The sequence below is a fragment of the Rhodococcus sp. NPDC055112 genome (genome assembly GCF_053607505.1).
The window spans coordinates 92894-119673 of sequence record NZ_JBSGTR010000004.1; the positions used below are offsets into that span (position 1 = coordinate 92894).

The 26780-nt window shown below is 68.3% G+C and carries 34 protein-coding genes; 17 read left to right on the forward strand and 17 right to left on the reverse strand.

What is annotated here, in order from left to right; all coding sequences use genetic code 11:
- The first annotated feature begins 65 nt into the window (after positions 1-65).
- The 14 genes from ACWFRB_RS03800 (at position 66) to ACWFRB_RS03865 (ending at position 10822) form a co-directional block, all read left to right on the forward strand.
- On the forward strand, positions 66-395 hold the full coding sequence (locus ACWFRB_RS03800; protein ID WP_027501469.1) for a hydrogenase maturation nickel metallochaperone HypA/HybF: 330 nt from the start codon (positions 66-68) through the stop codon (positions 393-395).
- Between the two features lie 3 nt (positions 396-398).
- On the forward strand, positions 399-1223 hold the full coding sequence (gene hypB / locus ACWFRB_RS03805; RefSeq protein WP_452638942.1) for a hydrogenase nickel incorporation protein HypB: 825 nt from the start codon (positions 399-401) through the stop codon (positions 1221-1223).
- A 134-nt stretch (positions 1224-1357) separates the two neighbouring features.
- Positions 1358-2413, forward strand: coding sequence for an NADH-quinone oxidoreductase subunit B family protein (locus tag ACWFRB_RS03810; protein ID WP_452638943.1), 1056 nt, complete (start codon positions 1358-1360; stop codon positions 2411-2413).
- A 24-nt stretch (positions 2414-2437) separates the two neighbouring features.
- Complete coding sequence (locus tag ACWFRB_RS03815; RefSeq protein WP_452638945.1) at positions 2438-4234, forward strand: nickel-dependent hydrogenase large subunit; 1797 nt, start codon at positions 2438-2440, stop codon at positions 4232-4234.
- A gap of 59 nt (positions 4235-4293) precedes the next feature.
- On the forward strand, positions 4294-5181 hold the full coding sequence (locus ACWFRB_RS03820; protein ID WP_452639024.1) for a NifU family protein: 888 nt from the start codon (positions 4294-4296) through the stop codon (positions 5179-5181).
- Positions 5178-5846, forward strand: coding sequence for a DUF5947 family protein (locus ACWFRB_RS03825; protein ID WP_452638946.1), 669 nt, complete (start codon positions 5178-5180; stop codon positions 5844-5846). Before ACWFRB_RS03820 ends, ACWFRB_RS03825 begins: the two co-directional genes overlap by 4 nt.
- On the forward strand, positions 5843-6478 hold the full coding sequence (locus ACWFRB_RS03830; protein ID WP_452638948.1) for a DUF6084 family protein: 636 nt from the start codon (positions 5843-5845) through the stop codon (positions 6476-6478). Before ACWFRB_RS03825 ends, ACWFRB_RS03830 begins: the two co-directional genes overlap by 4 nt.
- Positions 6475-7854, forward strand: coding sequence for a hypothetical protein (locus ACWFRB_RS03835; RefSeq protein WP_452638949.1), 1380 nt, complete (start codon positions 6475-6477; stop codon positions 7852-7854). The genes ACWFRB_RS03830 and ACWFRB_RS03835 overlap by 4 nt, the downstream gene beginning before the upstream one ends.
- A 2-nt stretch (positions 7855-7856) precedes the next feature.
- Entirely contained in the window at positions 7857-7976 is a 120-nt protein-coding gene (locus ACWFRB_RS03840; RefSeq protein ID WP_452638951.1) for a DUF6893 family small protein, read from the forward strand.
- Between the two features lie 27 nt (positions 7977-8003).
- A complete protein-coding gene (locus ACWFRB_RS03845) occupies positions 8004-8537 on the forward strand; it encodes a hydrogenase maturation protease (RefSeq protein WP_452638952.1) in 534 nt (177 codons plus the stop codon).
- A gap of 4 nt (positions 8538-8541) precedes the next feature.
- Positions 8542-8799, forward strand: a complete 258-nt coding sequence (locus ACWFRB_RS03850; RefSeq protein WP_452638953.1) for a HypC/HybG/HupF family hydrogenase formation chaperone — start codon at positions 8542-8544, stop codon at positions 8797-8799.
- Between the two features lie 73 nt (positions 8800-8872).
- Positions 8873-9505, forward strand: coding sequence for a hypothetical protein (locus ACWFRB_RS03855; RefSeq protein ID WP_452638954.1), 633 nt, complete (start codon positions 8873-8875; stop codon positions 9503-9505).
- Positions 9506-9524: 19 nt separating this feature from the next.
- Positions 9525-10145 (forward strand): RES family NAD+ phosphorylase, encoded by a 621-nt coding sequence (locus ACWFRB_RS03860; RefSeq protein ID WP_452638956.1) that lies wholly within the window; start codon positions 9525-9527, stop codon positions 10143-10145.
- A gap of 65 nt (positions 10146-10210) precedes the next feature.
- The gene (locus ACWFRB_RS03865) at positions 10211-10822 is read left to right on the forward strand and encodes a LysE family translocator (RefSeq protein ID WP_452638958.1); all 612 of its coding nucleotides are present in this window, start codon (positions 10211-10213) and stop codon (positions 10820-10822) included.
- Positions 10823-10863: 41 nt separating this feature from the next.
- Here ACWFRB_RS03865 and ACWFRB_RS03870 read toward each other — a convergent pair whose 3' ends face one another.
- The 7 genes from ACWFRB_RS03870 to hypF are packed head-to-tail and all read right to left on the reverse strand — an operon-like array spanning position 10864 to position 18045.
- A complete protein-coding gene (locus ACWFRB_RS03870) occupies positions 10864-11649 on the reverse strand; it encodes a DUF6390 family protein (RefSeq protein WP_452638959.1) in 786 nt (261 codons plus the stop codon).
- Positions 11650-12783 (reverse strand): hydrogenase formation protein HypD, encoded by a 1134-nt coding sequence (gene hypD, locus ACWFRB_RS03875; RefSeq protein ID WP_452638961.1) that lies wholly within the window; start codon positions 12781-12783, stop codon positions 11650-11652.
- 33 nt (positions 12784-12816) lie between these two features.
- On the reverse strand, positions 12817-13089 hold the full coding sequence (locus ACWFRB_RS03880) for a HypC/HybG/HupF family hydrogenase formation chaperone (protein WP_452638963.1): 273 nt from the start codon (positions 13087-13089) through the stop codon (positions 12817-12819).
- Between the two features lie 30 nt (positions 13090-13119).
- Positions 13120-14232 (reverse strand): hydrogenase expression/formation protein HypE, encoded by a 1113-nt coding sequence (hypE, locus tag ACWFRB_RS03885; RefSeq protein WP_452638964.1) that lies wholly within the window; start codon positions 14230-14232, stop codon positions 13120-13122.
- A complete protein-coding gene (locus ACWFRB_RS03890) occupies positions 14229-14918 on the reverse strand; it encodes a D-sedoheptulose-7-phosphate isomerase (protein WP_452638966.1) in 690 nt (229 codons plus the stop codon). Before ACWFRB_RS03890 ends, hypE begins: the two co-directional genes overlap by 4 nt.
- Entirely contained in the window at positions 14915-15658 is a 744-nt protein-coding gene (locus ACWFRB_RS03895; protein ID WP_452638968.1) for a HypC/HybG/HupF family hydrogenase formation chaperone, read from the reverse strand. The genes ACWFRB_RS03890 and ACWFRB_RS03895 overlap by 4 nt, the downstream gene beginning before the upstream one ends.
- Positions 15655-18045: a carbamoyltransferase HypF gene (hypF, locus tag ACWFRB_RS03900; protein WP_452638970.1), complete on the reverse strand. Its 2391-nt coding sequence runs from the start codon at positions 18043-18045 to the stop codon at positions 15655-15657. The genes ACWFRB_RS03895 and hypF overlap by 4 nt, the downstream gene beginning before the upstream one ends.
- Before the next feature lie 207 nt (positions 18046-18252).
- Between hypF and ACWFRB_RS03905 the strand changes: the two genes are divergently transcribed.
- The gene (locus ACWFRB_RS03905; protein WP_452638972.1) at positions 18253-19554 is read left to right on the forward strand and encodes a hypothetical protein; all 1302 of its coding nucleotides are present in this window, start codon (positions 18253-18255) and stop codon (positions 19552-19554) included.
- Here the strand turns inward: ACWFRB_RS03905 and ACWFRB_RS03910 are convergent.
- Positions 19524-19799, reverse strand: a complete 276-nt coding sequence (locus ACWFRB_RS03910) for a hypothetical protein (RefSeq protein WP_452638974.1) — start codon at positions 19797-19799, stop codon at positions 19524-19526. The genes ACWFRB_RS03905 and ACWFRB_RS03910 overlap by 31 nt on opposite strands.
- 499 nt (positions 19800-20298) lie before the next feature.
- On the opposite strand from ACWFRB_RS03910, the gene ACWFRB_RS03915 reads away from it, so the two are divergent.
- Positions 20299-20454: a DUF6131 family protein gene (locus ACWFRB_RS03915; protein ID WP_452639025.1), complete on the forward strand. Its 156-nt coding sequence runs from the start codon at positions 20299-20301 to the stop codon at positions 20452-20454.
- Positions 20455-20636: 182 nt separating this feature from the next.
- Here the strand turns inward: ACWFRB_RS03915 and ACWFRB_RS03920 are convergent, their stop codons facing one another.
- Complete coding sequence (locus ACWFRB_RS03920; RefSeq protein ID WP_452638975.1) at positions 20637-21656, reverse strand: iron-containing redox enzyme family protein; 1020 nt, start codon at positions 21654-21656, stop codon at positions 20637-20639.
- Between the two features lie 78 nt (positions 21657-21734).
- Between ACWFRB_RS03920 and ACWFRB_RS03925 the strand changes: the two genes are divergently transcribed.
- Positions 21735-21977 (forward strand): CDGSH iron-sulfur domain-containing protein, encoded by a 243-nt coding sequence (locus ACWFRB_RS03925; RefSeq protein ID WP_452638977.1) that lies wholly within the window; start codon positions 21735-21737, stop codon positions 21975-21977.
- Positions 21978-22046: 69 nt separating this feature from the next.
- Here the strand turns inward: ACWFRB_RS03925 and ACWFRB_RS03930 are convergent, their stop codons facing one another.
- The 8 genes from ACWFRB_RS03930 to ACWFRB_RS03965 form a co-directional block, all read right to left on the reverse strand.
- Positions 22047-22502 carry a flavin reductase family protein gene (locus ACWFRB_RS03930; protein ID WP_452639027.1) on the reverse strand — a complete coding sequence of 152 codons (456 nt, stop codon included), beginning with the start codon at positions 22500-22502 and terminating at the stop codon, positions 22047-22049.
- 177 nt (positions 22503-22679) lie between these two features.
- Positions 22680-23501 (reverse strand): CPBP family intramembrane glutamic endopeptidase, encoded by an 822-nt coding sequence (locus tag ACWFRB_RS03935; protein WP_452638978.1) that lies wholly within the window; start codon positions 23499-23501, stop codon positions 22680-22682.
- Positions 23502-23626: 125 nt separating this feature from the next.
- The gene (locus ACWFRB_RS03940) at positions 23627-24292 is read right to left on the reverse strand and encodes a HemK2/MTQ2 family protein methyltransferase (RefSeq protein WP_452638980.1); all 666 of its coding nucleotides are present in this window, start codon (positions 24290-24292) and stop codon (positions 23627-23629) included.
- A gap of 155 nt (positions 24293-24447) precedes the next feature.
- Positions 24448-24648, reverse strand: coding sequence for a hypothetical protein (locus ACWFRB_RS03945; RefSeq protein ID WP_452638981.1), 201 nt, complete (start codon positions 24646-24648; stop codon positions 24448-24450).
- A 127-nt stretch (positions 24649-24775) separates the two neighbouring features.
- Positions 24776-24949 carry a CsbD family protein gene (locus ACWFRB_RS03950; RefSeq protein ID WP_452638983.1) on the reverse strand — a complete coding sequence of 58 codons (174 nt, stop codon included), beginning with the start codon at positions 24947-24949 and terminating at the stop codon, positions 24776-24778.
- Positions 24950-24966: 17 nt separating this feature from the next.
- Positions 24967-25236 (reverse strand): DUF7218 family protein, encoded by a 270-nt coding sequence (locus ACWFRB_RS03955; RefSeq protein WP_452638984.1) that lies wholly within the window; start codon positions 25234-25236, stop codon positions 24967-24969.
- A gap of 112 nt (positions 25237-25348) precedes the next feature.
- Positions 25349-26125, reverse strand: coding sequence for a SigB/SigF/SigG family RNA polymerase sigma factor (locus ACWFRB_RS03960; RefSeq protein ID WP_452638985.1), 777 nt, complete (start codon positions 26123-26125; stop codon positions 25349-25351).
- Positions 26122-26490, reverse strand: coding sequence for an ATP-binding protein (locus ACWFRB_RS03965; protein WP_452638987.1), 369 nt, complete (start codon positions 26488-26490; stop codon positions 26122-26124). The genes ACWFRB_RS03960 and ACWFRB_RS03965 overlap by 4 nt, the downstream gene beginning before the upstream one ends.
- Positions 26491-26780 lie beyond the last annotated feature (290 nt).

A 26780-nucleotide genomic window follows, 5' to 3' on the forward strand; every position in this document is an offset into this window, starting at 1 on the left:
GAACCGTTGTGCCCTCGGTGGCCGCGTCCTAGGGTGAGTTCCACCGAGGCCGGAGCGAGGCCGTGATGCACGAGATGTCGATCACCCAGAGCGTCGTCGACGCGGTGTGCGAGCGTGCGGCGGGCAGGCGGGTGCGGCGGGTCACGATCGAGGTGGGGACGCTCTGCGCGGTGGTCCCCGATTCGATGCAGTTCTGTTTCGAGCTGGCGACCGAGGGCACGGTGATGGAGGGTGCCAGCCTGGAGATCGATCAGCCGCCGGGTAGGGCGCACTGTCGCGGATGCGGGGCGGATTTCGAGCTGACCGATCTGGTTGTGCTGTGTCGCTGTGGGAGCGCGGACGTGGAGATCCTCTCGGGTCGCGAACTGCGGATCATGTCGATGGAAGTGAGCTGAGCTATGTGTGCAACATGCGGATGCGGCGACCACGCGGGTGCGGTGATCACGGTGCCTCAGGACCATGCCGGTCACGACCCTGCCCACTCACACGATCATGCTCATCCACACGACCCTGCCCACTCGCATGATCATGCTCACCCGCACGACCACGGTGACGATCATCCGCATGAACACCTGCCGCAGACCGAGACGATCTCGCTCGAACAGAAGGTGCTCGCGAAGAACGACCTGCTCGCGCAGGAGGTTCGGGAGTGGCTGGCCGCCCGCGACATCCTCGCCTTCAACATGACCAGTTCGCCGGGCGCGGGCAAGACGACGTTGCTCGAGCGAACCATCCGTGAACTGGGCGGCGGGCGCCCGATCTCCGTCATCGAGGGTGACCAGGAGACGTTGCTCGACGCCGAACGGATCAAGGCCACCGGATGCTCGGTGGTGCAGGTCAACACCGGTGCCGGCTGTCACCTCGACGCCGAGATGATGCGGCATGCCCTCGACACGCTCGACCCGCCGTCCGGCTCGTTGCTGTTCGTGGAGAACGTCGGCAACCTCGTCTGCCCCGCACTCTTCGATCTCGGCGAGCGCAGCAAGGTGGTCGTGATCTCGGTGACCGAGGGGTCGGACAAGCCGCTCAAGTACCCGCACATGTTCGCGGCCGCGGGGGTGGTGATCATCAACAAGACCGATCTGTTGCCGTATGTCGACTTCGATCTCGGGGCGTGTGCGCGACACGCGCGGTCGGTGAACCCGGACGTCCAGATCGTGCCGGTGTCGGCCAAGTCGGGCGAGGGCGTAATCGATTGGTACACATGGGTTGCCGCGCAGTAGGGGCGCCGTGACGAACCTGCGACCGTTGACAGCGTCCTTCCTGCGGGTGTAGACCGTGAGAAGCGTCATACAAGTGGGCCGAGGGTCGACTCCGATGACGTAGGGGCACAGCCCTGCCCCGGAGAGCGGCACTGATGCCAACGGAGGCGGCAGTCAAAGCCGAAGAAACGTTGATCCACGTGCTGTGGATCAACGCGGGTCTCAGTTGTGATGGCGATTCGGTGGCACTGACTGCTGCCACCCAGCCCAGCATCGAGGAGATCGCCCTCGGTGCCCTTCCGGGCCTGCCCAAGATCGCCGTCCACTGGCCCCTGATCGATTTCGAGTGCGGATCGGCCGGCGGTGCCGACGATTTCCTCGAGTGGTTCTGGAAGGCCGATCGCGGCGAACTCGAACCGTTCGTGCTGGTGGTCGAGGGATCGATCCCGAACGAGAAGCTGCACGACGAGGGTTACTGGTGCGGCTTCGGGAGTGACCCGGCCACCGGACAACCCGTGACGACGAGCGAGTGGCTCGACCGTCTCGCACCGAAGGCGACCGCGATCGTCGCGGCCGGAACCTGCGCGACGTACGGTGGAATCCACGCGATGGCGGGCAATCCCACCGGCGCGATGGGTGTGCCCGACTACCTCGGCTGGGAATGGAAGTCCAAGGCCGGGATCCCGATCGTCTGTGTGCCCGGCTGCCCGATCCAGCCGGACAACCTGTCCGAGACGCTGACGTATCTGCTGTACATGGCGACCGATCAGGCCCCGATGATCCCGCTCGACGAGGCGTTGCGCCCGCAGTGGCTCTTCGGTGCCACGGTGCACGAGGGTTGCGACCGCGGTGGCTACTACGAGCAGGGTGAGTTCGCGACCGAGTACGGATCGCCGACATGCCTGGTGAAGCTCGGGTGCTGGGGCCCGGTGGTCAAGTGCAACGTCCCCAAGCGCGGCTGGATGAACGGGCTCGGCGGATGCCCGAACGTCGGCGGTATCTGCATCGGGTGCACCATGCCCGGTTTCCCCGACAAGTTCATGCCGTTCATGGACGAGCCGCCCGGCGGCCTGGTCTCGAGCACGGCGTCGGGGCTCTATGGCTCCGTCATCCGGCGCCTGCGTCACGTGACAGGACGAACGGTGGACAAGGAACCGCGTTGGCGCAATCCGGGTTCCACGCTCGAAACGGGAGCAGTACGTACCTGGTAGCTCGACCTGTCGAGAGGCAATTCGATGACAGAGATCATCCCCGAGCCGTCGCACAAGCAGACGGACCCCGGCGGCCTCGTGGAGATGGCCTGGGATCCGATCACCCGCATCGTGGGCAGCCTCGGCATCTACACCAAGATCGACTTCGACAACCGCGAGGTGGTGGAGTGCCACAGCACCTCGTCCATCTTTCGCGGCTACTCGTTGTTCATGAAGGGCAAGGATCCCCGCGACGCGCACTTCATCACGAGCCGCATCTGCGGCATCTGCGGTGACAACCACGCGACGTGTTCCTGCTACACGCAGAACATGGCCTATGGCGTGAAGCCACCGCACCTCGGGGAGTGGATCGTCAACCTCGGTGAGGCCGCCGAGTACATGTTCGACCACAACATCTTTCAGGAGAACCTCGTCGCGGTGGACTACTGCGAGAAGATGGTGTCGGAGACGAACCCCGGTGTGCTCGCCAAGGCCGAGAACACCAAGGCGCCGGGGGCAGGCGAGCACGGGTACCGCACGATCGCGGACATCATGCGCTCGCTGAACCCGTTCACCGGCGAGTTCTATCGTGAGGCGCTCCAGGTCAGCCGGTCGACCCGAGAGATGTTCTGCCTCATGGAGGGTCGGCACGTCCACCCGTCCACGCTGTACCCGGGCGGGGTCGGGACGGTGGCCACCATCCAGCTGATGACGGACTACATGACCCGCTTGATGCGATACGTGGAGTTCATGAAGAAGGTCGTGCCCATGCACGACGACCTGTTCGACTTCTTCTACGAGGCGCTGCCTGGCTACGAGAAGGTGGGGCTGCGCCGGACATTGCTCGGTTGCTGGGGCTCGTTCCAGGATCCCGAGCACTGCAACTTCGAGTACAAGGACATGACGAACTGGGGACGGAAGATGTTCGTCACCCCAGGGGTCGTCGTCGACGGCAAGCTGGTCACCACCGATCTCGTCGACATCAACCTGGGCATCCGGATCCTGCTGGGCTCGTCGTATTACGACGACTGGACCGACCAGGAGACCTTCGTCAAGCAGGACCCGCTGGGCAATCCGGTCGACCGGCGGCACCCGTGGAACCAGCACACCAACCCGCAGCCGCAGAAGCGCGACCTCGAGGACAAGTACAGCTGGGTGATGTCGCCCAGGTGGTTCGACGGCACCGACCACCTGGCACTGGACACCGGCGGTGGGGCGCTGGCCCGCCTGTGGTCGACGGCGCTGGCCGGGCTCGTCGACATCGGGTACGTCAAGGCCACCGGCCGCAGCGTGCAGATCAACCTCCCGAAAACCGCGCTCAAGGGCCCGGTTTCGCTGGAGTGGAAGATCCCGGAGTACGGCAGCAACACCATCGAACGCAACCGCGCGCGCACCTACTTCCAGGCGTACGCGGCCGCGTGCGCACTGCACTTCGCGGAGAAGGCCCTCGAGGAGATCCGGGCCGGGCGCACCAAGACCTGGGAGAAGTTCGACGTCCCCGACGAGGGCATCGGCTGCGGGTTCACCGAGGCGGTTCGTGGCGTGCTCTCCCACCACATGGTGATCAGGGACGGGAAGATCGCGAACTACCACCCCTATCCGCCGACCCCGTGGAACGCCAGCCCCCGCGACAGCCTCGGCACGCCGGGGCCGTACGAGGACGCGGTGCAGGGACAGCCGATCTTCGAGGAGAACGATCGCGATCACTTCAAGGGGATCGACATCATGCGGACCGTCCGCAGCTTCGACCCCTGTCTGCCCTGTGGCGTGCACATGTACCTCGGCGCAGGCAAGACCCTGGAGAAGCTGCACTCGCCGACGCAGTACTCGACCGGAGAGTGACGGTGAACGGCCCGGCGGCAGGTGACGAGGAAGCACGGTGGCGCGCGGCGGGTGACCGGATAGAGACGCTTCTCGAGGCCAGCTCGGCCGGCGGGACCGCGGCGCGCGAGCGTGCCGAACAGCTGGTGCGCGAGGTTGTCGACCTCTACGGCGAGGGGCTGGAGCGGGTCGTGCAGATCCTCGGCGACCACGTGGAGGGCGGGGCCGAGTGGCTCGCCGCCGACGACCTGGTGGCGAGCCTGCTGCTGGTGCACGGCCTGCACCCGCACGACGTGCAGACCCGGGTGCGTGCCGCGCTCGACAGCGTGCGGCCCTATCTCGGCTCGCACGGCGGGGACGTGGAGTTGATGGGCATCGCGTTCCCGGGCGAACGCGGGCCCGCCGACGGCGCCGGGGTGGTGCGCCTGCAGTTGACCGGCAGCTGCCGGAGTTGCCCTTCCTCGTCGGTGACGCTGGAACTGGCCGTGCAGGACGCGGTGCTCGCCGCGGCGCCGGAGATCGCCTCGATCGAGGTGGTCGCCGCGCAGCCAGACTCGGAGCCTGGGCTGATCGCCGCCGAATCGCTGTTCTCGCACGTGCACGCCACGGACGGCCCCGCAGGAACGTGGTGTCCGGCGCCGGAACTGGAGCAGCTCGCGCCCGGCGAGGTGGGTGGGTTCGTGGTCGGGGGTCTGCCGATCCTGGTCTGCCGAATCGGCGCCGACCTGCTGGCGTACCGGGACCGCTGCCCGGTGTGCACGCACTCGCTGGCGGGCGCCGCCCTGGCGCGGCGCGCAGGCCATCCGGTGGGCGATGCCGTCCTGCGGTGTCCGACCTGCCGCGCCCATTACGACGTCGTGCATGCGGGCGCCGGGCTCGACGACGGCGACCTGCACCTCGAGCCGCTGCCGGTGCTGGTCCGGGACGGCGTGCGCTCGGTCGCGGTGCCGGTGGGGGTGAGCGGATGAGCACTCCCTTCTCGGCGCTCAAACGCATCACGGCGACCCGCCCGGCTCCGCAGCCGGGCGAGCGCTGTGAGATGTGCGCGGAGGCGATCGACGAACGCCATCAGCACGTGGTCAACGTGGAGGGACGAGCGTTGATGTGCGTCTGCCGCGGTTGCTACCTGCTGTTCACCGACCAGGAGGCCGCGCTGCGGTACCGCGCCGTCCCGGATCGCTATCTCGCGTTCCCCGGATTCGAGCTCGGCCCCGGCCATTGGGACGAACTCGAGATCCCGGTGGGACTGGCCTTCTTCTTCCGTAACTCGGTCCTCGGTCGGATGGTCGCGTTCTACCCCGGTCCGGCTGGGGCCACCGAGTCGGAGCTGCCGCTCGACGCGTGGAACGCCGTGCGCGCGGCGAATCCGGAGCTGGACACGGCGGCCGACGACGTCGAGGCGGTGTTGATCCGGATGCCGGAGGAGGGGCGCGGCCAGGCGCAGTGTTTCCTGGTCCCGATCGACGCGTGCTACGAGTTCGTCGGTCGACTGCGCATGCTGTGGCGCGGCTTCGACGGCGGTCAGGAGGCGCGCGGGTACATCGACGACTTCTTCGCGGGGGTCGCGGCCCGCGCCGGTCGGTCACACGCCGGCGGTGCCCGCCAGGAACTCAGTGGCGGTGAGGCGCCGTGAGCGAGGTGTCGTTCGCCGTCCTCGATGTCGCCCCGGAGCCGTATGCGGTGGCCCCGATCCTCTCCGCGCGGGTGGCGGTGAGCGCCGACTCGCCGGTGCACGCCATCGCGCTGCGCTGCCAGGTGCGCATCGAGCCGCACCGACGGCGATACACCGACGCCGAGGCCGCGGGGCTGACGGACCTGTTCGGCAGCCGGGAGCGGTGGTCCTCGACGCAGCGGTCGTTCGTGTGGCTGCAGTGCGCGGCGTTGGTGCAAGGTTTCGCCGAGACCTGCGAGGCGACCCTGCCGATGCCGTGCACCTACGACTTCGAGGTGGCGGCGGCGAAGTACCTGCACGCCCTCCGGGAGGGGACCGTCCCGCTGGTGTTCCTGTTCAGCGGCACGGTGTTCACGAAGGGCGCAGGGGGATTCGGGGTCCAGCAGATCCCGTGGGATCGCGAGGACCGCTACGACCTCCCGGTCTCGGTGTGGCGGGACCTGATCCGGATGCACTTCCCGAACACCGGCTGGGTGCGCCTCAGCAAGGACACCATCGAGGCGCTGGCCGAGTACAAGTCCGCGCTGGGCCTGGTCGGCCTCGACGAGGCCGTCACGGAGCTGCTCGCGCAGACGCGGGAGCAGGCCCGGTGACCACCGCCGATGTCGGAACCCGGGTCCGCGCCGTAGCCGACGCGGTGTTGTACGAGGGCTACCTGCTCTATCCGTACCGGGCGAGCTCGCGAAAGAACCAGTCGCGCTGGCAGTTCGGTGTGCTCGGTCCACCAGGCGCGGCGGCCGCGGGCGTCGGCGAGGAGCCGTCGTTGTCCGCGCAATGCGTGCTGGCGCGCGGCGCGGCGGAGGGGGAACACGCGGCACGGGTCACCGTGACGCTGCGCTTCCTGCAGCTGCAGGCCCGCCGCGTGCAGGAGCCGTCGGGTGCGGGCGGATACCGCGCGGTGGACGAGCTGGTGGTGGGGGCGCGGTCGTGGCTCAGCTGGGACGAGGCCGTCGAGCGGGAGATCGAACTCCCCGCGGTGGCGGTGTCGGAACTCGCGGCGGCCAGGGACTTTCCGGTTGATGTGGCGGGCGGCACGGACACCGAGGAGCTGCTCGCGCCGGACGGATCCACCGCGGGACGGATAGTCCGGTCCCGGCTCCCGATCGCCGCCACGGTGACTCTGGGCGCCGCGGAGGACGACCGCTTCACCCGGCTGACGGTGGAGGTGCGCAACACCGGGCCGGACACGGTCGACAAGGATCTCGCCATCGCGAGGTCGCTGATCGGCGCGCATGCGATCGTGACCGTCCGCGGCGGGTCGTTCGTCTCCCTGCTCGAACCGCCGGATGCGGCGGCGGGCCCCGTGGCCCGGGTCGTCCATCACCGCTGCTTCCCGGTGCTGGCAGGCACGCGCGGCGCGACGGACACGGTGTTGATCTCGCCGATCATCCTGTACGACTATCCGGAGGTCGCCGCGCAGAGCGGCGGCGCGCTCTTCGACTCCACCGAGATCGACGAGATCCTCACCTTGAGGGTGATGGCGATGACCGACGAGGAGAAGTCGCAGGCGCGCGCCACCGATCCGCTGGCCGCGCAGATCGTCGACCGCTGCGATGCGATGACGCCGGAGGCGATGCAGCGGCTGCACGGCGTCTTCCGTGATCCGCGGCTCGATCAGGGATTGATACCCGAAGTGCCCGAGGGGGTTCCCTGGTGGGATCCGGCGGCCGACGGGAGTGTGCGGCCGGACGTGGACGCGGTGTCGGTGAACGGTGTCCGGGTCGCGAAGGGCAGCGCGGTGCGGCTGCACCCGTCCCGCCGTGCCGACGCGCAGGACCTCTTCTTCGACGGCAGGACGGCCAGGGTCGCGTCGGTGCACGCCGACGTCGACGGCAACACCCACGTCGGCGTGGTCATCGATGACGATCCAGCCGCGGACCTGCACGACTGGTACGGGCGTTACCTCTACTTCGCCCCGGACGAGCTGGAACCGCTCGGCGGCGATGAATCGGGCAGGAAGGAGAACTAGCGATGGAAACAGTGGGGCAGATCGCGACGGTGCTCGTGGTGGCGCTGGTCGCCGTAGGCGTGATCGTCGGCGTGCGTTCGGTTCCCGACGTCAGGCGCTACCTACGCATGCGTCACATGTGACGGCGACGGCAGCGCGCGGAGAGATCGGTGAGCGGACGACGGCGGGTGCTGGTCGCCGGAATCGGGAACATCTTTCTCGGTGACGACGGGTTCGGCCCCGAGGTGCTGAGACGGCTGGCCGAGCGCGGGCGCCCGAGCGACCCGCTGCCGACCCCGGATGGGGTCCGGCTGGTGGACTACGGCATTCGGGGCGTTCACCTGGCCTACGACCTACTGGACGGCTGGGATGCCCTCGTCCTGGTGGACGCGCTGCCGGATCGCGGCGCGCCGGGCATCATCCGGGTCTTCGAGGTCGATCCGGACCGCGGCGGCGTGGGCGGTGGGCTCGATGCCCACGGCATGGACCCGGCGTCGGTCTTCGCGAGCCTGGACGCGCTCGGCGGCACCGCGCCCCGGACGGTCGTGGTCGGCTGCGAGGTGCGCTCCGTCGCGGACGGCATCGGATTGTCGCCGGAGGTGGCCTCGGTCGTGGACGACGCGGTCGCGGCAGTGCTCGAGTTGGTCGAGGATCCGCCGCGTTGGGCGCCTGCGGCCGCCGCGGATCCGGGTGAGGAGGGCTGAGCGGATGTGCTTGGGGATACCGGGTCAGGTGGTGCGCATGCTCGACGGCTACGGCGATCAGTTGGCGCTGGTCGACGTCGCGGGTGAGCACCGCAAGATCAACGTGGGGATGCTGCCCGACGACGTGTTCGAGCCGGGGGACTGGATCATCATCCACATGGGGTTCGCGGTCGAGAAGACCGATGCGGCGGGGGCGCAGAGTGCCCTGGCCGGGCTCGAGTTGATGGGGCGGCCCCGGGAACCGAACGAACAGTCGACGTGAGGGTCGCGGGCGTACCCAGGAGGATCTATACTAGTAATCTAGATAGATCAGCCAGGCGTCCCGGGAGGCAGACATGTCGAACAGTGCAGCACGCGCCCGCGGGGTCCCGGAGCGTCACCGCGACCATTCGCGCAGGCTGACCGCCGTCGGCGGTTCGGTCAGCGACCACGACCTCATCGAGCTCATCCGATCCGAACTGGCCAGCCGTCCCACCCTGAGCCTGGTCGCGGGTCGGGTCTCCCACCTGCTGCTGGCCGGCCAGGTCGACGGCGACGATCCGATCCTCGACCTCATCGACCCGGGCAACGTCCTCGACGAGAAGACGGTGATGCGCGATGCCGTCGAGTACATCCTGTCCTTCCCGCACCTCTCCGCGGGCGAGGTCGCCGTCAAATACCGCAAGACCTGGGCCAACCCGAGCGACGCACTGCGCAAGCGGGCCGGACAGATCATCGGCCTCAAGCAGGGCAGGCGATACCGCTACCCGGAGTTCCAGTTCTCGCTGCCCGAGGACGCGATCGAACTGATCCGCAGGAGCAACGCCGCGCTCGGAGCCGAGGACGACCCGTGGGGCGTGGCGTCCTGGTGGCTCTCGCCCAATCCCGCCGCCGCGGGCCGCACCTCGCCGGTGGACCTGCTCGAAGCGGGCGACCTCGACCAGGTCGCCGCCCTGGTCCGGGCCGAGGTCGAGGACGACATTGCCTAACCGGGTACCCCCACCCGCGGTGACCGCAGAGGTGGCGTCGATCCCTGCCGGAACGAAGCTGTGGCGCATCCATTCCTGCGCCCCGGATCGACACGTGCTGTCCCTGAACCGGACCCCGGCTCATCCCGTCCACGGCGGCCGGTTCGACTCCCCGGACGGCTCGTTCCACTACAGCTACTTCGGTGACGACATCTCGGTGTGCATCGCCGAGACCTACTGCCGCTCACTCCCGCTCGACGACAACGTGCCCCGGATCCTGCGCAGGAAGAAGCTCGACGGGCGGGTGCTGTCGCAGGTGCAGGTGACCACCGAGTTCCCGGTTGCGCTGCTGCACGGCCGTCACCTGGCCGCCATCGGTCAGGACACGTGGCTCACGAAATGCGATCCCGTCGACTATCCGCGGACCCAGCAGTGGGCGGCGGCGGTGGTGAACGGTTCCGAGGTGCGAGGCATCAAGTACCGGGCCCGCAACGACGAGGACCGGTTCTCGGTGGTCATGACCATTCGCGCGGACGCGGACCCGCCGGTCGCGCTGACCGACCTGATGTCCGTGGTGCGCGACCCGATTCCGCTCGACGACGCAGCGGGCCTGGAGCTGGTGCGCTCGCACCTCGCGGTCTACAACGCCACGCTGCGCTGATCGCCGAGTCGAGGAGCACGGCTGAACCCCGGGTTCCGCGAGCGGGGGTTGGCTAGGGTGCCAGCGTGACCTACTCGTGGGTGTTCCTCGCGGTCGCCGTCGTGCTGGTGCTGACGCCGGGCGCGGATTTCGCGCTGATCGTGCGCAACAGCGTTTCCGGCGGGCGCAGGTATGGGATCGCCACCACGTTCGGGGTCAGCTCCGCCGCGGCAGTCCAAGGTCTGCTCGTCTCGTTCGGCATCGCGAGCGTCATCATCCGTGTGCACCCGATCTTCCTCGCGATCAAGTGGTTCGGAATCGCCTACCTCGCCTGGATCGGGTGTTCGATGCTGCTCAGCGCGGCCCGAGGTCACTACGCCGCCACCTCGGCCGAAACCGGGCCTGCCCGATGGACCGGGTACCGGCAGGGATTCCTCTGCAACGCCACCAACCCGAAGATCTTCGTCTTCTACCTGTCACTGCTGCCGCAGTTCGTGCAGCCGGACGCGCCCTGGTGGGTCTGGCTGTTGCACGCCTGGACCCTGCCATTTCTCGGAACCCTGTGGTGCTTGCTCGTCGTCGCGTTCGTGGGTTCACTGCGCCAACGTTTCGAACGACCCGCGGTTCGACGAACGATCGACACCGCCGCAGGCGTCGTCATGCTCGGCTTCTGCTCCAGGCTCGCTCGCGAAGCCTGATTCCAGCACCGTGTTTCGTTGATCTTCGTGCACCGCGGCACTCAGTCCGCGGCCTCGGTCCGTTCGAGACGGCGATTGGTGTGCGCGAGCTGCCACCCGGTCCAGTACCGCAGGCGGTCGGCGTCCTCAGGGGTCAGCCTGTCGCAGACGAAGTCCCAGTGCACCGCAACCGTGTCGCCCCGGCGGAGATCGGGGACGAAAGCGCCTCCCGCCACCCGATGGCGGACCGGCCGATCCTGCTCGTCGCCGAGCGCGAGCGCGCCGTCGTAGGTGAGCCGCCGCGCGCGGACCACGACGTCCTCGGCCCGCACCTCGATCACCGTCCCGCAGGTGATCCGGCAGGAGTCGAGCACCTGGAGGGGTTGCGGCACACCGGAGCCGAGCAGCCGGGACCACGGATAGACGCCGAAGACGTGGAAGCCGTGCGTCGGCGCGGCCTCGGCGAGCAGGTCCTCTGTCGGATCGTTCGAGCTGAGGTGCTTCCAGTAGTGCCCGGCCGACGGTGCCAGCCGGGCCAGTAGCTCCCGGCCGAAGCCTTCGCGGTCGATCTCGTCGGTCAGCTCGTTGCCGGTCCAGTAGGCACGCACCACCGACGCGTCCAACGGGTCGGTGCGCCCCGACATCTCGGCGATGACCTGTTGGTACGGCCAGGCGCCGCTGAACCTGGCTGCCAGCGCAGGCACGTCCGCGACGGGCCCGTCGGCACCCATCCCGTCGCCGCACGCGACGGCCTCCAGGGCGCGCGCGTCCGCGGGGCCGCAGTAGCCGAGCGCGTTGGGGGCGTAGGCGTATTGCGCGAACAGCCGGTGACCGGGCGGGCTCGGCACTCAACCCTCCGTGTTCTTGCCGACCAGCATCGCGGTCTCGCGATGCAGTCGGCCGAAGTTGTAGTACGCCGCGCAGGCGCCCTCGGGCGAGACCATGCAGGTCCCGATCGGGGTCTCCGGCGTGCACGCGGTCCCGAAGACCTTGCACTCCCATGGCTTGATGACGCCCTTGAGCACCTCGCCGCACTGGCACGCCTTCGGATCGGCGACCCGTACGCCCGGCATCGAGAACTTCTCCTCGGCATCGAACTCGGCGTAGTCGCGGTGCACCTTCAGCGCGCTCTGCGAGATGAAACCGAGCCCGCGCCATTCGAAATGCGGCCGCAGCTCGAAGGTCTCGGCCATCAGTTTCAGTGCCTGGGTGTTGCCCTCGGTCCTGACCACGCGGGTGTACTGGTTCTCCACCTCGCACCTGCCCTCCCGGTGCTGCTGCAACAGCATGTGCACGGAGGCGAGGATGTCTAGCGGTTCGAACCCGGCCACCACCATCGGTTTGCCGTACACCTCCGGCACGAAGCGGTACGGCCTGGTGCCGACGACGGTCGACACGTGACCGGGGCCGAGGAAGCCGTCGAGCCGTAGGTCGGGGGATTCGAGAATCGCCTTGATCGGCGGGACGATCGTGACGTGGTTGCAGAACACGGTGAAGTTGTCGACGCCGAGTTGCCGGGCGCGCACCAGCGTCACCGCGGTGGACGGTGCGGTGGTCTCGAAGCCGACCGCGAAGAACACCACCTCCCGGTCGGGGTTGTCCACGGCGATCTTGAGCGCGTCGAGCGGCGAGTACACGAAGCGGACGTCGGCGCCCCTTGCCTTCGCCTCGATCAGGTTGCCCCGCGAACCGGGCACCCGCATCATGTCGCCGAAGGTCGTGAAGATGACCCCCGGCTGTTCCGCGAGCGACATCGCGTCGTCGACCCTGCCCATCGGGATGACACACACCGGACAGCCGGGGCCGTGCACCAGTTCCACGGTCGGTGGCAGCAGGTGTTCGATGCCGTGGCGGTAGATAGTGTGGGTGTGGCCGCCGCACACCTCCATGAACTTGAACTCGTCGGTGCCCGCGAGGTCGGTGATGGACCTCACGAGTGCGCGGGCTGCGGCCGGATCACGGAATTCGTCTACGAATTTCATCGTGCGTTCCTCGCTGACGGAAGATGCCCGAGATCAGGCGATTTCGGACGAGTTGTACGCGTCGATCTCGTTGGTGTAGTCGGCGCCCATCTTCTGGACCTGGTCCAGCGTCACCTGCGCCTCGGCCTCGTCGATCTTCGACATCGCGAACCCGACGTGCACCAGGACCCAGTCGCCCACGACCAGGCCCTCATCGGCCAGTAGGCGGATGCTGATGACCCGACGGATCCCGTTGACGTCGACCTTGGCCAGGTGCTGCTGGGCGTCGACGATGTCGACCACCTGCCCCGGTATGCCCAAGCACATAGCCGTCCTCCTTTCAGGAGTTCCTGCTGCTCAACAGATTCGCGGCAACGGGTCGCCCACGAGCATGTCGACGATCCGGCTGCCCCCGAACGCGGTCCGCAGCGCCACGATGCCCTGCGGCTCGGCCATCACCTCACCGATGACGGCCGCCTGCGCGCCGCCGGGCTGCGCACGCAGCGCGTCGACCGCGGCGTCCGACTCGGCGCGCGGCACGATCGCGATGAACTTGCCCTCGTTGGCCACGTAGAGCGGGTCGATCCCCAACATGTCGCACGCGCCGAGCACCTGCGGCTGGACGGGGAGCGACTGCTCGTCGAGGATCACCGCGAGGCCGGAGACCTGCGCGAGCTCATTGCAGACCGTGCCGACTCCGCCGCGGGTGGCATCGCGCATCCACCGGGTCGAGGGCGCGGCCTCGAGCAGCGCCTCGACGAGCGAGTTCACCGGCGCTGTGTCCGAGTCGATGTCGGCCTCGATGGCGAGCTCGCCGCGGGCGAGCATCACCGCCATGCCGTGCTCGCCGATGGTGCCCGACACCAGGACGCGGTCGCCGGGCTGGACCCGGTCGGCGGACAGCACCCGCCCTGCGGGGATGACACCGACGCCCGCCGTGCAGATGTACATCCCGTCCGCCGCGCCCTTGCCGACCACCTTGGTGTCCCCGGTGACGATCTCGATTCCGGCGGCCTGGCCGGAATCGCGCATGTCGGTGACGATCTCGCGCAGCGCGGAGATCTCGAAGCCCTCCTCGATGACGAAGGCTGCCGAGAGCCATTGCGGGCGGGCGCCCGAGACCGCCAGGTCGTTGACGGTGCCGTGCACGGCCAGGTTCCCGATGGACCCGCCGGGAAACCGCAGCGGTTGCACCACATACGAGTCGGTCGAGAACGCGAGCCGCTCGCCCGACGGGAGGGGTAACACCGCGGCGTCGCCGAGCTGCTCGAGTTCCGGGTTGCGGAACGACTCGACGAAAACGGAATCGACCAGGGCCGCCGAGGATTTACCGCCCGCACCGTGGGCCAGGGTCACCACCGATTCGAGCAGGCGGGGACGGCGTTTGCGGAACTCGTCGATGCGGTCGAGCACCCGGCTTTCACGTTCGGCCGCGGTCGAGGGTCGGTCGCCGACCTGTGAGCTGCTCATCTGGGACCGCCTGTCGTCTCTCGCGGGCCCGGTGCGGGTTTCGCGAGGTTGTCCTGCACCGAGGACCACAGCCGGTATCCGACCAGCGCGTGGCTCTCCTGGATGCGATGGATGCTCTGAGACCGGATGGTGAAGCAGAAGTCCAGGTCGCTGCTGGTCGACATCCGGCCGCCGTCGTGGCCGGCGAACCCGACCGTCAGGAGGCCGCGCGTGCGGGCCTCGGCCAACGCCGTCATCAGATCGTCGGAGTTGCCGGAGGTGGACAGCGCGATGGCGATGTCGACCGGCTTGGCGTGGGCGATGATCTGGCGCGAGAAGATCAGCTCGAAGCCGACGTCGTTGCCCAGCGCGGTGACCACGGCCTGATCGGCCGCGAGCGACCAGGCCGCGACCGGCCGACCGCGGGCGGGCCGGCTGAACAGCGAGGCGAGGGTGGCCGCGTCGGTGGAACTGCCGCCGTTCCCGAACGTGTACAGCCGCGCGCCCGCGCGGAATCGCTCGGCCATCCTGACGCCAGCCGAGGTGATCCCATCACCCCACTCGTCGAGCGAGACCCGCTGCAGCCGTGCGCTCTCGGCGGCCTTGCCGCGCGCCGACGCCGCCAGGTCGGTCAGCAACGCGTCGGCGTCGTTCTCCTCCGCGTCGATGAAGGGGTAGAGGAAGTTGGTGCTCTCCTTCTCGCTCATCGCGACACCTCGGCGTTGTCGATGCGGGTGATCGCCGCGCCGCCGTGCACGAGGATCAGGTCGTTCACCTCGACCTCTCCGAGCACGGTGACGTCGACGGACTCCTCGCCGGAACCGGTGCGGACCAGCGCGGTGTCCAGCGCGGAGTCCGGGGGCAGCACCACCTCGGCGAGCCTGCCCTCGTCGCTGCACGTGACGCACCCGTCGTCGGCACACGCGTCCTCGTCCGGGGTCAGCAGGCCGGGATGTTCGAAGCAGACGTGAGTCAGCTCCCACAGCAGGTGGTACATCAGCACGAACCTGCCCGTCGCCGGGATCATCGGGTCGTCGGAGGCCACCCACAGCGTGTGATCGGCGCTGCCCGCGGGTGGGCGCGGGCCGGAGCCGATCCAGATCGTGTCGGCGCCCCATGCCGGCGCGCGCCGCATCGCGTCGCGCACCTGGGGCTGGTCGGCGGATGCCACCGCGATGATCACGTCGCCGGGCCGGGTGGCGACGCGGCACTGTGCGACCGGGTCGGGTTCGACAAGCGCGACCGACGGCAGTGCCCGCTTGCCCATGATCACCGGGTGCACGAACTCGACCGCGACGTGATGGGCGTGCGGCTCCCACTGCGGCGAGATGACCAACAGCGTGGCGCCCGCGTTGAACCTCCTGGCGAGTGACAGTGCCGCGGCCGCGAGGTCCGCGGAGAGATCGTCGTCGATCAGGGGGGCGTCCGAGTGCGCCGTCGTGGTCATCGCCGTGCTCCGATCTCCGGTTGGTCGACTCGGGTGCCGCGCCGGTCGGCGCGCTCGAGGAACGCTAGGCCGAGCACCGCCTGGCCGAGCGAGAGCCCGCCGTCGTTCGCGGGTACCCGCCGATGGGTGAGGACTTCGACGCCGTTGTCCTGCAATCGCGTTCGCAGCAGGTTCAGCAGGAGCCGGTTCTGGAAGACGCCTCCGGTAAGCCCGACGGTTCCGGTGCCGGTCCGGTCGGCGATACGCAGGGCCAGCGTCGCGGTCGCGGTCGCGAGCGCCTGGTGGAATCCGAGCGCCAGCGAGGCCGCCGACTCGCCCCGGCGCAGGCCGGACACGAGACCGGCCAACAGCCCGTCGAGGCGCAGCTGCTCACCGTCGATCGCCATCGTCAGCGGCGCGGGTCTCTCGGCCTGCCGGGCGAGCGCCTCCAGTTCGATGGCCGCCTGCGCCTCGTAGCTCACCCGGTGGCAGACGCCGAGCATCGAGGAGACGCCGTCGAACAGGCGGCCGACGCTGGTCGTGCGGACGGCGCCTGCCCCGCAGGAGAGTTGCGAGGCGACGAGCCTGCGCTCCGCGGCCCCGAGCGCCCGGGTGCACGGCAGGTCGTCGATCTCGCGGATCCCGGCCTCGTGCAGCAGCGACAGCGCGACGCGGGCGGGGTTACGGACCGCGGCGTCGCCGCCGGGCAGCCAGAACGACTGCAGGTGGCCCGACCGCTCGGCGGTCAGGATGTCCGGGCCGACCAGCAGGAGCTCGCCGCCCCACACCGTCGCGTCGCACCCGTATCCGGTGCCGTCGAAGGCGACGCCGAGGACCATGGAGCCGAGGCGGCCGTGCTCGGCGAGCAGGGAGGCGACGTGCGCGTGGTGATGCTGCACCGTGCGCAGCTCGATCTCGTTCGCCTCGCCGTACCGCGTCGCCCACTGCCTGGTCGAGTAGCCCGGGTGATCGTCCGCGACGATCAGCGCGGGCGCGGCTCGGTGCATGGTGGTCAGCTGGCGCACCGAGGTCTCGAACGCGCGCCTGCTCTCCAGGGTGCCCATGTCGCCGAGATGCGCCGAGCAGAACGCGAGATCCTCGCGGGTCAGGCAGAAGGTGTTCTTGACCTCGGCCCCCACGGCCAGCACCACCGGACCCGGGGACGGAAGCAGGATCGGGAGCGGCGCATACCCTCGTGACCGGCGGATCGGGACCTCCCGGTCCTCGGATACCGCCAGGACCGAGTCCTCGCACGGCACGGCGATGTCGCGGTCGTGCATCAGGAAGAGGTCGGCGATCCCGGCGAGTCGCGCGCGGGCGTCGTCGTTGTCGAAGCAGAGCGGCTCGCCGCTGGTGTTCCCGGAGGTCATCACGAGGATGCGGGGATGCTCATCCGGGGGCGACCCGGGAACCGGTGAGAAGAGCAGATGGTGCAGCGGGGTGTAGGGCAGCATCACCCCGAGCTCGTCGAGGCCGGGCGCCACCTGGTCCGCGACGCCGCCGGATCCGCGCGTGCGCAGGAGCACGATCGGTCGCGCGGGGTGGCCGAGCAGGCGTTTCTCGGCGTCGGACACCTCGGCGATCAGTTCCGCCGTCGCGGTGTCCGCGGCCATCACCGCGAACGGCTTGGCGGGACGGCGTTTCCGGATCCTCAACCGCCGTACCGCGGACGGCTGGGTCGCATCGCACACCAGATGGAACCCGCCGAGCCCCTTGATCGCGACGATCAGGCCGTCGCCGAGCGCCCGATGGACGCGACGGAGCGCCTCGTCGTCCCCGACGGTTCGGATGCCGCCACGCTCCAGGAAGATTCGGGGGCCGCAGTCATGGCAGCTGATCGGCTGGGCGTGGTAGCGGCGATCCTCCTCGGTCCCGTACTCGCGGCGGCAGCGAGGGCACATCTCGAACGGGGCCAGTGTGGTCGCGGGTCGGTCGTAGGGCAGATCGTTGATCACCGTCAGGCGCGGCCCACAGTTGGTGCAGTTGATGAACGGATGCCGGTAGCGGCGGTCGGTGGGGTCGCGCAACTCCCGCAGGCAGTCCGCGCAGGTCGCCACGTCCGGCGAGATGAGCGTCCGCGCGCCGGGGACGTGCCTGCTCTCGGCGATACGGAAGGACCGCTCGCCATGCGGGGCAAGGGATTCTGCGGCGATGTCCACGATCACGGCGATCGGTGGCGCATCGGCCCGGATCCGGCGCTCGAATTCGGCGAGGGCCGCGGCGGAGCCCTCCGCCTCGATGAACACGCAGGCATCGTCGTTGCCGCAGTGGCCACCTATCGCCAGGTCCGCCGCCAGCCTGGCGATGAAGGGACGGAAACCCACCCCCTGGACGATTCCGCGGACGACGATCCGGCGCCGTTCGATACGGCCTTCCGCCCGCTGTGCTGGCTGTAAGTGGGTTGTCATACCCGACTCCACATCGCAGACGGTTCACCCCGGGTCCGGGGTGCTGGGTGACGACCGGCCTTCATCGGATCCTTCTCCTCGCGCTCCTGACCCGCAAGGGGCGTTGCCGCGGCGTCCGCCGCAGGTCACGGTCTGACCTGCGCCGGAACACGCCACCGAATCCGCGGTCGGGCGGTAGCGTGAGCACCTGAACGAAACGGAGTCGGTATGCCCGATTCGGCGCGTCATTCGACACTCGCGGTGCGTGTCCTGCTCGTCATGGTCACCGTGGTGCTGGCCGCGGCCTTCGGCGCGCCCGCACTGGCCACGCCCGCCGCCCAGGCCGCCCCGGAGTCGCCCGCGTGCGCGTGGCGGTTCATGTCGAACGAGACCGTCCTCAATGTCGCGTTCCCGGACGCCAACGCGACCTACTGGGTGCTGCCGTACGCGTTGGGTGGCGACGATCGGATAGAGCTGAGCGGGGACTATCCCGCCGCGCGGTACTTCTCGCTCAACACCTACGGCACCGACCTGAACACGGTCGACACGCTGCGAGACGACCAGATCGTCCCGGATCAGGGCAGCGGAAACCCGTTCGAGGATCCCTCGTCGACCGGGTCGCCGGAGTCGGAGCGTCGGTGGCACGCCACCGTGGTGCCAGGCGAGGCGGACCATGCGCTGAACCAGATCCGGGCGCTGCCCACCGGAGCCGCGACCCAGGCGGTGCCGATGGGCTTCCTGATCATCCGGGTGTACGTCCCCGACGACGCCGCCTCGCTGCCGGGAGGAGTGCCGCTCCCCGCCGTCGCGCTGGTGCTGAACAACGGCGCCACCACGATCCCGATCGCGACCTGCCCGACGGCATTCGACCCGGCGGACGCCACCAGTGGACCGCTGGGGCAGGCGATGGAGGCGGCCTTCGACCGACTGATCGCGGGCGCGGCGTCGGGGGCGTTCCCCGGGAACGTTCCCGAGGCGACCTTCGTGAACCCGGCCAGCACCTCCGGGCTGTTCCCCAACGGCGACAACAAGTACATCGGCGCCGGACTGACCTATCAGCCGGGCCGGATCGTGGTCGTGCGGGGACGGGCGCCGACTTACCCGGACACCCGGGCGGGAGTGCCGGTGACCGAGCCGGGACAGCAGGTGCGGTATTGGTCGATGTGCCAGAACGACCAGGTCTCGCCGTATCCGGTGGTCGCCTGCGCGGCCGACTTCCAGACCAACCTCGACGCGAACGGCTACTACACGTACGTGGTGGCGGCGCCGGGGGACGTGCCTGCCTCCGCCGCGTCAGACCCCACGGTGACGGTGCTGCCATGGGGTTCGACCGAGGTTCCGAAGAAGGTGCTGTTCCTGCGGCACATGCTGCCCGGTCCGGCCTTCTACCCGCAGTCGGTACAGGCGTCTCAGGCCGCGAACTCCGATCCCGCGGTGACCATGGGGGAGTACTACCCGCGAGCGACCTACTGCGCGCGGGCGGACTTCGAGGCGGGCGGCTACCGGGCCTGCCTGGACGGGAACGGCTGAGTCCGGTCCGCCGGGCGGCCGGTCAGCCCGCACAGCGTCGCCACCTGTCCGATGGTCAGCGCGCCGCCGTCGCCCGTCGCCAGCGAGAATCGTCCGTCGGCGCGGACTCGCACCGCGACGGCCGCCTCGCGGCGCGCCGGGTCGCCCGCCCGGTCCAGCAGGTACTCGTCGCCGCCCGCAGGGGTCGGCGTCACCGCGCGGACCACACCGCGTGCGAATGCCTCTTCGATGAGACCGTCGATCATGACGCTGACTCCTCACGTGTCGGGCGCTGTGCCCGGCCGCGAGTATTAGGTACGCCTTACCTTATTGTCAAGCGGTCCGTCCCGGTCAGAGGACCTCGCCGATGTGGAACCCTCGCCAACGCGATTCACCCGAGGGTGGGCGATTGCTCGCCCTGGGGTGATGGTGGTCCGGGGGGTGGGGATCGGAGTATTGATGGTGAACCCAGCAACGGGGAGACCCACCACACAAGGACAGTCATGACATCACTGAGTACGCGGATGACGGGCCCGGCGAAATCCTCGGGACACGACACTCAGATGAGTACCGCGGAGATCAAAGCGCACCTCGACGCGATGTTCGTGCCGTCGAGGCCGGGCGCGCGGCGTCGCGGTTCCGGGTTGCACAAGCTGAGCGGATCGGCCGCCGCCTGACCTCGACGGGCGGGCGGCGTTTGCCGCGCCCGAGAGCGGGTACTCGGCTCGCGTGTTTTCTCACGACTGAAGAGGTGGGGTGCGTGCCATGATCGTGCTCGGATTGATCTTGCTTCTCATCGGTTTCCTGACCGGCATCTCGATTCTGTGGACGATCGGCATCGTCCTCATCGTCGTCGGGTTGGTCCTCGCCATACTCGGGGCCACCGGTCGGGCCGTCGGCGGTAGGAAGTACTGGTATTAGCCGGGTTGCCTCGACACGGCGACATCGAGACCTCCCGTCACGTCCGCAAGTAGTCCCAGCGCTCTGACGGCAGTGTCGCGAACGACTTCGATCGAGTTCGGCGCGGCCGTGCCGGCGTAGGCGACGGCAAGCCACACCGTGCCGCCTTCACAGCGTCGGGAAGGCGGCCGATCGTGTGCCGATCACCCGACGAGCTCGCTCGGGTCACGCAGCGAGCTGACTCCGGCAGCCCAGCAGCTCATCATGTGGTCGGCGACCAGGGCGTCGAACGCCAGGCACGCCGCGGCGCCGAACAGCACCCCCTCCGCCCTCTCCGGATGCTGGCGGATCAGACCACCGGCGAGATCGCGGACCGCGATCTGCTCGTGCACCGAATCGGCTTCCACATGCTCGTCGAAGAACAATGTCGCCGCACGCCCGAACCCGAGCCTCCGCAACCCGATGCTGTAGCGCTTGCTCGGCACCGACGACGTCGTCTCGACCGCACACAGGTGTCCGACCAGCTCACCCAGACATCTGCGATGCAGCCCGAAGAGCGACAACGCGTTCAAGGACGCGAGAGTGACCGCTGGAACCACCGCCAGGTACTGCGCATAGCCGTCGTCCAGTCCCACCGCACGCAGGGTCCGCGCGAACAGCGCCGAGTGCATACGCTCCGGCCGGCCACCGCCGTACTCGTCGTCCTGCACCTCTACCAGCGCCGCTTTGGGCGCCCCCGACAGGCGGGGAATGCCGAAGGTGTGGACGTCAGCCTCGCGGAGCTGATAAAGCGATCGATGGGCGAGTAGTTCCCGGAACTGTCCGACCGTGGCTTCGCGTGCCATGTAGCGGGAGAGCCCCGGGCCGTTGTCGGCAGCTGTCATCTCCCACAGTTCTGTCTCGACCTTGTCGGGATCGCCTGTCGGCGGCGCCGTCACCATGTCGCGGAGCGCCCGTTCGAAGGGGCGCTCGAGTGCAGTCCGGGCCGCGAGCAGATCGACGTCCCACTCCCAGTTGTCGCTCACCCCCGCCAGACCCTGGAGGTGAAGCTCGTAGAGCAACGTCAGGGTCAGTTGGATGTCCTCGCTGCACAGCACCTCGGCCGGTTCGGTGTGCAGCGTCATGCGTTGAGCTGACGCCCGGAAATCTGCCACAGGAGACTGGCCCGAGAAGACCTCGAGCAGCTGCGCGCTCAACGGTCCCCGGGGCGGAGGCAACGGCATGGACAGAGGCGACCCAGCGGGAGAAGTAGTCGCGCTGCTCGTATGCGTTGGCATGGACAGGGGGTGTAGAGAGGACACATGGACTCCGTTCCTGAATCCGACGCGAACCCGCTCGACGAGGCCGCCGTCACCATCACTGTCTGCCCTGGTGGTCCCTTGCTTGTTCGTGGACCAGTGCAACTCCTCGATTCCGACGGTAATCCTGTTCCCCGGCATCGCAAGGTCATCGCGTTGTGTCGATGCGGTCGCAGCGGCTTGGCGCCGTACTGCGACGGCTCTCACAAGCACAGGAAGACGGTGCGATCCCGCGCAGAGGACTAGCTCGGTGGGGGTGGTGGCTGAGCGGGCGCCGATTCGGCCCTGGCGCGTGAATCCGCGGTGCTCAGCGGGTCAGGCATCGTGGCCGGCCTCGAATTGCTGAACGTCGGCGAAGGTGATCATCGCGGGTGGATCGGTCCGTACCTCACCCGCCGTGGGTTGCAGGACGAAGCCGACGTGATCGCCGAATGGGATGCGATCGAGGATGCGGCCGACAAACCAGGCGGGAGCGGCGTCGAGAACAGGAAGGCCTGACTCGCCGGGGTGCCACGCACAGTGCGCGAACTTGTCTATCTGATCGCCGGTGTGTTCGCCGAACAGACGGGCCAGCTGGAGATCCGCACCCGAGAGCAGGTGTACGACGAGATGCTCGGCTCGCGCGGCGACACGGAAGGTGCGGTTGCGCGTGGACAAGGCCACCAGAAAACGGGGGGGATCGATACTGACCTGCGAGGTGAACCCGACCAGACAACCCGCCATCTCCCCGCCGGCAGCGGTGGTGACGACGAACATCGGATAGTCGATCATCCCGGCCACAGAATCGAAGGCCGCGTCGCCGCTGGCACCGGATGGAATCACCCGTTGATTGTCGCCCAGTAGGTCCCCTCGGCCAGGGTTTTCGTCGTCGGGATCGTCCACGTGGACGTGACAGCCGCACACGCCTTGTTCGACCGTCGCCAACCGGATTTCAGCGCGGTGCGTCAGCTAGGCGGGGGACGCGACCGTGCTGTCGCCGGCGCGGTTGGCCGGTTCGATGCTTCGCCGCTTGACGAGAAGAATGATCGCGAGGATCGGGTAGGCGAGCAGCGGCGCGAAAGTACCCACGTACGCCTGCTGGTCCAGCAGGATGACGGCACCGGTGAGCAGTGAGAAGTCGAAGAGTCCGTGTACGACGGAGTTGAGTGCGTTGCTGCCCGAGACGCGCCGGGTGAGGTAGAAGAAGTACCCCGCGAGGCTGACGATGATCGCCTGCGGGATCGCGGAGGCGCCACCGCCCGTGAACGCGTTCGACAGGTGCACCACGCCGAAGATGAGGCTGGACCACAATGCGACCTGGCCCTCACGCAGGCCGTGTTGGCGCAGCACCGTCACGCCGATGCCGCGGAACATGCCCTCCTCGCCCCAGCCGACGAACTGTGTGGCGATGAGCAGGCAGACGATGAACAGCCAGCCCTTTTCCGACAGCGCGCTGTAGTTGATTCCCAGCAGGATCGCGCCGAGGAGGATCGCCGGCACGACCCAGACCCATCGGCTGACCGGGCGGTCGTCCTTCATCACCGGCCGCCACCACCCGAGCGCGGCGATGACACCGTAGGTGAAGATCACGGAGAGCCCGAGCGGGATCAGCATGGTGAAGACCACCCCTCGGGTGGTCAGGGTGTCGTCCTCGTCGGCCCAGCCGCCGATCAGCAGCCCACTGATCTTGATGACTGCCAGGTATGCGACGACGATCACGGCGAAGGTCAGGTAGGAGAGGCGGCGGCCTGTGATTCCGAGCGGCGGCGCCTCGTGCTTCGGTGTATTCACTGCGCCAGACTAATAAACGCCCGTGCCTCATGTCGGTATCTGGAACGGTGTGGTTCGTCGCTTCCCTCGTCGACGCACATCGATCACCGGTACGGCCGGCGTTCTGATGCGATGGCCCGGCCGGCTCAGGGCTTGTCGGCACGGATCACCACCAGATCCTCCCAGTCCTGGCTTGCCGGACAGAGTCCGTGCGAGACGAGGTAGGAGGCGCGACTCCGCATGACCGGGCCGAAGGGGATGCGCTCGCGCTTTGCGATAGAGGCCACGAGATCGGCCTCGCGCAGCTGTCTCAGTGTTTTCGTCGTCCCGGCCACGCTCGATTGGACGAGGAGCAGGAAGCCGCCGCGCCGGAGAAGATCCGCCGCCTTGCGGCAGAGCGGGTCGAGGACTGCTCGGCCGTCGTGGCCCGCGTCCCAGCGTTCCGAGTGGGCGCCCGAGTTCGTGCGCGCTTCTGGCGCTGGGCAGGGCACATACGGCGGGTTCGCCAGCACCACATCGAACGGACCCCTCTCCAACGCCACAGGCAGGTTCCCGCGCCGGATGCGGATCGGCAGTCGCCGGGACCAGGCATTGGCTCGGGCGGACGCCACCGCGCGCACCGACATGTCCACCGCCGTCACTCGTGACGCACCGGATCTCGCGGCGGCCATGGCCAACGCACCTGTGCCGGTGCAGAAGTCGAGAACCGCAGCACCGTCGGGCAGGCCGACCTCCGCGAGCGTCGAGGCAAGCAGCCAGGTGTCATCCTGGGGGCGGTAGACGCCGGGTAGGCGCCAGATCCGCTGCGGCATCAGATCCGACGCGTCAGGGTGCCGAAGGCTGGACACCGTCCCCGGTTCGGGGACCCATCGTGGCGGGTGCGTGTGGCTCACCGGTGCGTGATCCCCCGGGAATGCCTCGACACTCTCCATGTTCCGCCCTTGGGTAGTGGTGCTGTGCCCGTCGACTACTGGCTCGGCTGTGGAATGTTGCATTCGGACACCTTCGGGTTGACCCCGGCGTAGTTCAACGGCCCGGCCAGCACCGTCACGATGATGGTGCCTACGCCGGCACAGTTCTCTTGGGTGTCCGTGTAATAGCCACGCTGGCCCGCCGCGATGGCACCGACCAGGAGCCAGATCAGCACGACGATCGTGATCAGTCGCACCACACACCTCCGTCCTGGCGTGGTTGTTCGATGTCGGAGCAATACCCCGGAGCGAACCTCGCGAAACGCCTCCCATGCGGTCGGCGGCCTCATGGGGCGGACCGGCACGGGAGGCGATCTCGGCCGTTCAGTCCTTGAAGGCGTCCTTGACCTTTTCTCCGGCCTGCTTGAGGTTGCCCTTGGCCTGGTCCTTCTTGCCCCGGGCCTCGGTGTCCTTGTCGCCGGTCGCCTCGCCGACCTTTTCCTTCGCCTTGCCTGCGACCTCTTCGGCCTTGTTCTTCGCCTTGTCGATTGCTCCCATGGGGATCTCCTCTTTGGTCAGTGGTTGCGCAGAGAGTTGATGAGTTCTTTCTTGCTCTGCTTCGAGTACCCGCTGAGTCCGAGCTCTCTTGCCCGTTTCTTCAACTCGGGCACCGTGCGGTCTTCGTAGGACTCGGCGTCGCCCCCCTTTCTTCCCACGGAAGTACGACCCTTGGCCGCGGCGGCATTCGAGATGCGTGCCGCCTTCTCCTTGGAATCGCCCTCCTTGCGGAGCTTCTCGTAAAGATCTTGATCCTTGAGGTGCGGGTCCGATCCCTTCCGCGGCATCGACTCCTCCTTCCTGGTAACGCCGTGCGTCGACCGGGTGGCATGAGGCTTGCCGGTCTCTGCTAGCCACAAGTACCCACGCCTCGACGGGCCGAAACCGCGGTGGGCAGCGTCACTCGTCCATCGCGGCACGGAGCGAGGCCAGGGTCCGGGCGAGAATCCGTGAAACATGCATCTGTGAGACCCCGACCTGCTCGGCAATCTGCGTCTGCGTGAGGTTGCCGAAAAAGCGCAGCAGGAGAACTGTGCGTTCTCGCTCGGGTAGGGCGGCGATCAGCGGTCGGAGGGCCTCGCGATTGTCGATCGTGTCGAAGGCGGCGTCGAGATCCCCGACAGACTCTGCGAGCGGCGGCGAACCGGGACGCTCCGTCGCGGGAGCATCGACCGATGTCGTCTGGTAGGCGCTTCCCGCCAGCAGGGCTTCATCGACGTCGTCGCGGCTCACGCCGAGTTCCGCGGCGACCTCTGTGGGGGTGGGGGCACGGCCGAGTTGCTGACTGAGTGCGCCCGTCACCCTTCCGACTGCGACGTGGAGTTCCTTGGTGCGGCGCGGAACCCGCAGCGCCCACCCCGCGTCGCGGAAGTGCCGACGGACCTCACCCATGATCGTCGGGACCGCGAACGACACGAACTCCGTGCCCCGCTCGTGGTCGAACCTGTTGACGGCGTTCACCAAACCCAGCCGGGCGACCTGAACGAGGTCCTCATGCGGTTCGCCACGTCCCGAGAAGCGGCGGGCGATGTGCTCTGCCAGCGGCAGGCAACGTTCCACGATCTGCTCACGCGCCGCTGCCCGTGCCGGGTCGTCGGACGGCATCGCGGCGAGGGCGGCGAACCGGACGTTGACGTCGGAGTACTCGTCCGATCCGGGCCCCGAGCGTCGGCTCACCCGGTCGCGCCGTCCGCCCGGCGGGTGAACTCGATCGTGAGAATGCGCCGGGATTCATCGTCGGGGTCGGTCACCTGATTCGCGGCGACCTCATCGGTGAGGGTTCGCAGGACATGCCATCCGAAGCCTTGATCGAGACCGCCGACCGGCTCGTCGGCGCCCGTCGACGTCGATCCGATGAACCTGAACACCCGTTCGTGAACGCGAAACCGGCACCACAGCACAGCCTCTGGTCGGCCGGCTCGGATGAGCCGGGTTGCTGCCTCGTCCACGGCTAGCGGCAGATCCGCGATGGTGTCGAGATCGAAGTCGTTGTGCGTCGTGATGGCCGTGACGACAGCACGGATGAGGAAGAGTTGGTCCACCCGAGCTGCCAGGCGGAGTTCGACTTCGGACCCGGCTTGCTGCTCAGGCTCTTCGGCATACGCCCGTGACATGCGGCCTCGTTCCCCAGCATGAGTTGTGGTTCCCGCAGACTACCCACTTCGCATCGCTCTCCAAACGTCAAACCGGGTTGCCGAACGTGTGCGCCCGGCATTGGCCTTGGAGCATCGCGTGTCACCAGCGCGGCATAGTCAGATAAATTAAGTTCATTGGCCGGCGTGTGCTCGATCTGGTAGGAACGAGACAGGTTGAGCCCACAGCCGGCGGTAGG

What these genes read in the sequence shown, in the direction of transcription:
- ACWFRB_RS03800 (WP_027501469.1), top strand. Translation starts at nt 66, where the DNA reads ATGCACGAGATGTCGATCACCCAGAGCGTCGTCGACGCGGTGTGCGAG.
- hypB (WP_452638942.1), top strand. Translation starts at nt 399, where the DNA reads ATGTGTGCAACATGCGGATGCGGCGACCACGCGGGTGCGGTGATCACG.
- ACWFRB_RS03810 (WP_452638943.1), top strand. Translation starts at nt 1,358, where the DNA reads ATGCCAACGGAGGCGGCAGTCAAAGCCGAAGAAACGTTGATCCACGTG.
- ACWFRB_RS03815 (WP_452638945.1), top strand. Translation starts at nt 2,438, where the DNA reads ATGACAGAGATCATCCCCGAGCCGTCGCACAAGCAGACGGACCCCGGC.
- ACWFRB_RS03825 (WP_452638946.1), top strand. Translation starts at nt 5,178, where the DNA reads ATGAGCACTCCCTTCTCGGCGCTCAAACGCATCACGGCGACCCGCCCG.
- ACWFRB_RS03840 (WP_452638951.1), top strand. Translation starts at nt 7,857, where the DNA reads ATGGAAACAGTGGGGCAGATCGCGACGGTGCTCGTGGTGGCGCTGGTC.
- ACWFRB_RS03850 (WP_452638953.1), top strand. Translation starts at nt 8,542, where the DNA reads ATGTGCTTGGGGATACCGGGTCAGGTGGTGCGCATGCTCGACGGCTAC.
- ACWFRB_RS03855 (WP_452638954.1), top strand. Translation starts at nt 8,873, where the DNA reads ATGTCGAACAGTGCAGCACGCGCCCGCGGGGTCCCGGAGCGTCACCGC.
- hypD (WP_452638961.1), bottom strand. Translation starts at nt 12,783, where the DNA reads ATGAAATTCGTAGACGAATTCCGTGATCCGGCCGCAGCCCGCGCACTC.
- ACWFRB_RS03880 (WP_452638963.1), bottom strand. Translation starts at nt 13,089, where the DNA reads ATGTGCTTGGGCATACCGGGGCAGGTGGTCGACATCGTCGACGCCCAG.
- hypE (WP_452638964.1), bottom strand. Translation starts at nt 14,232, where the DNA reads ATGAGCAGCTCACAGGTCGGCGACCGACCCTCGACCGCGGCCGAACGT.
- ACWFRB_RS03890 (WP_452638966.1), bottom strand. Translation starts at nt 14,918, where the DNA reads ATGAGCGAGAAGGAGAGCACCAACTTCCTCTACCCCTTCATCGACGCG.
- ACWFRB_RS03895 (WP_452638968.1), bottom strand. Translation starts at nt 15,658, where the DNA reads ATGACCACGACGGCGCACTCGGACGCCCCCCTGATCGACGACGATCTC.
- hypF (WP_452638970.1), bottom strand. Translation starts at nt 18,045, where the DNA reads ATGACAACCCACTTACAGCCAGCACAGCGGGCGGAAGGCCGTATCGAA.
- ACWFRB_RS03905 (WP_452638972.1), top strand. Translation starts at nt 18,253, where the DNA reads ATGCCCGATTCGGCGCGTCATTCGACACTCGCGGTGCGTGTCCTGCTC.
- ACWFRB_RS03910 (WP_452638974.1), bottom strand. Translation starts at nt 19,799, where the DNA reads ATGATCGACGGTCTCATCGAAGAGGCATTCGCACGCGGTGTGGTCCGC.
- ACWFRB_RS03915 (WP_452639025.1), top strand. Translation starts at nt 20,299, where the DNA reads ATGATCGTGCTCGGATTGATCTTGCTTCTCATCGGTTTCCTGACCGGC.
- ACWFRB_RS03920 (WP_452638975.1), bottom strand. Translation starts at nt 21,656, where the DNA reads ATGCCGTTGCCTCCGCCCCGGGGACCGTTGAGCGCGCAGCTGCTCGAG.
- ACWFRB_RS03925 (WP_452638977.1), top strand. Translation starts at nt 21,735, where the DNA reads ATGGACTCCGTTCCTGAATCCGACGCGAACCCGCTCGACGAGGCCGCC.
- ACWFRB_RS03930 (WP_452639027.1), bottom strand. Translation starts at nt 22,502, where the DNA reads ATGATCGACTATCCGATGTTCGTCGTCACCACCGCTGCCGGCGGGGAG.
- ACWFRB_RS03940 (WP_452638980.1), bottom strand. Translation starts at nt 24,292, where the DNA reads ATGCCGCAGCGGATCTGGCGCCTACCCGGCGTCTACCGCCCCCAGGAT.
- ACWFRB_RS03950 (WP_452638983.1), bottom strand. Translation starts at nt 24,949, where the DNA reads ATGGGAGCAATCGACAAGGCGAAGAACAAGGCCGAAGAGGTCGCAGGC.
- ACWFRB_RS03955 (WP_452638984.1), bottom strand. Translation starts at nt 25,236, where the DNA reads ATGCCGCGGAAGGGATCGGACCCGCACCTCAAGGATCAAGATCTTTAC.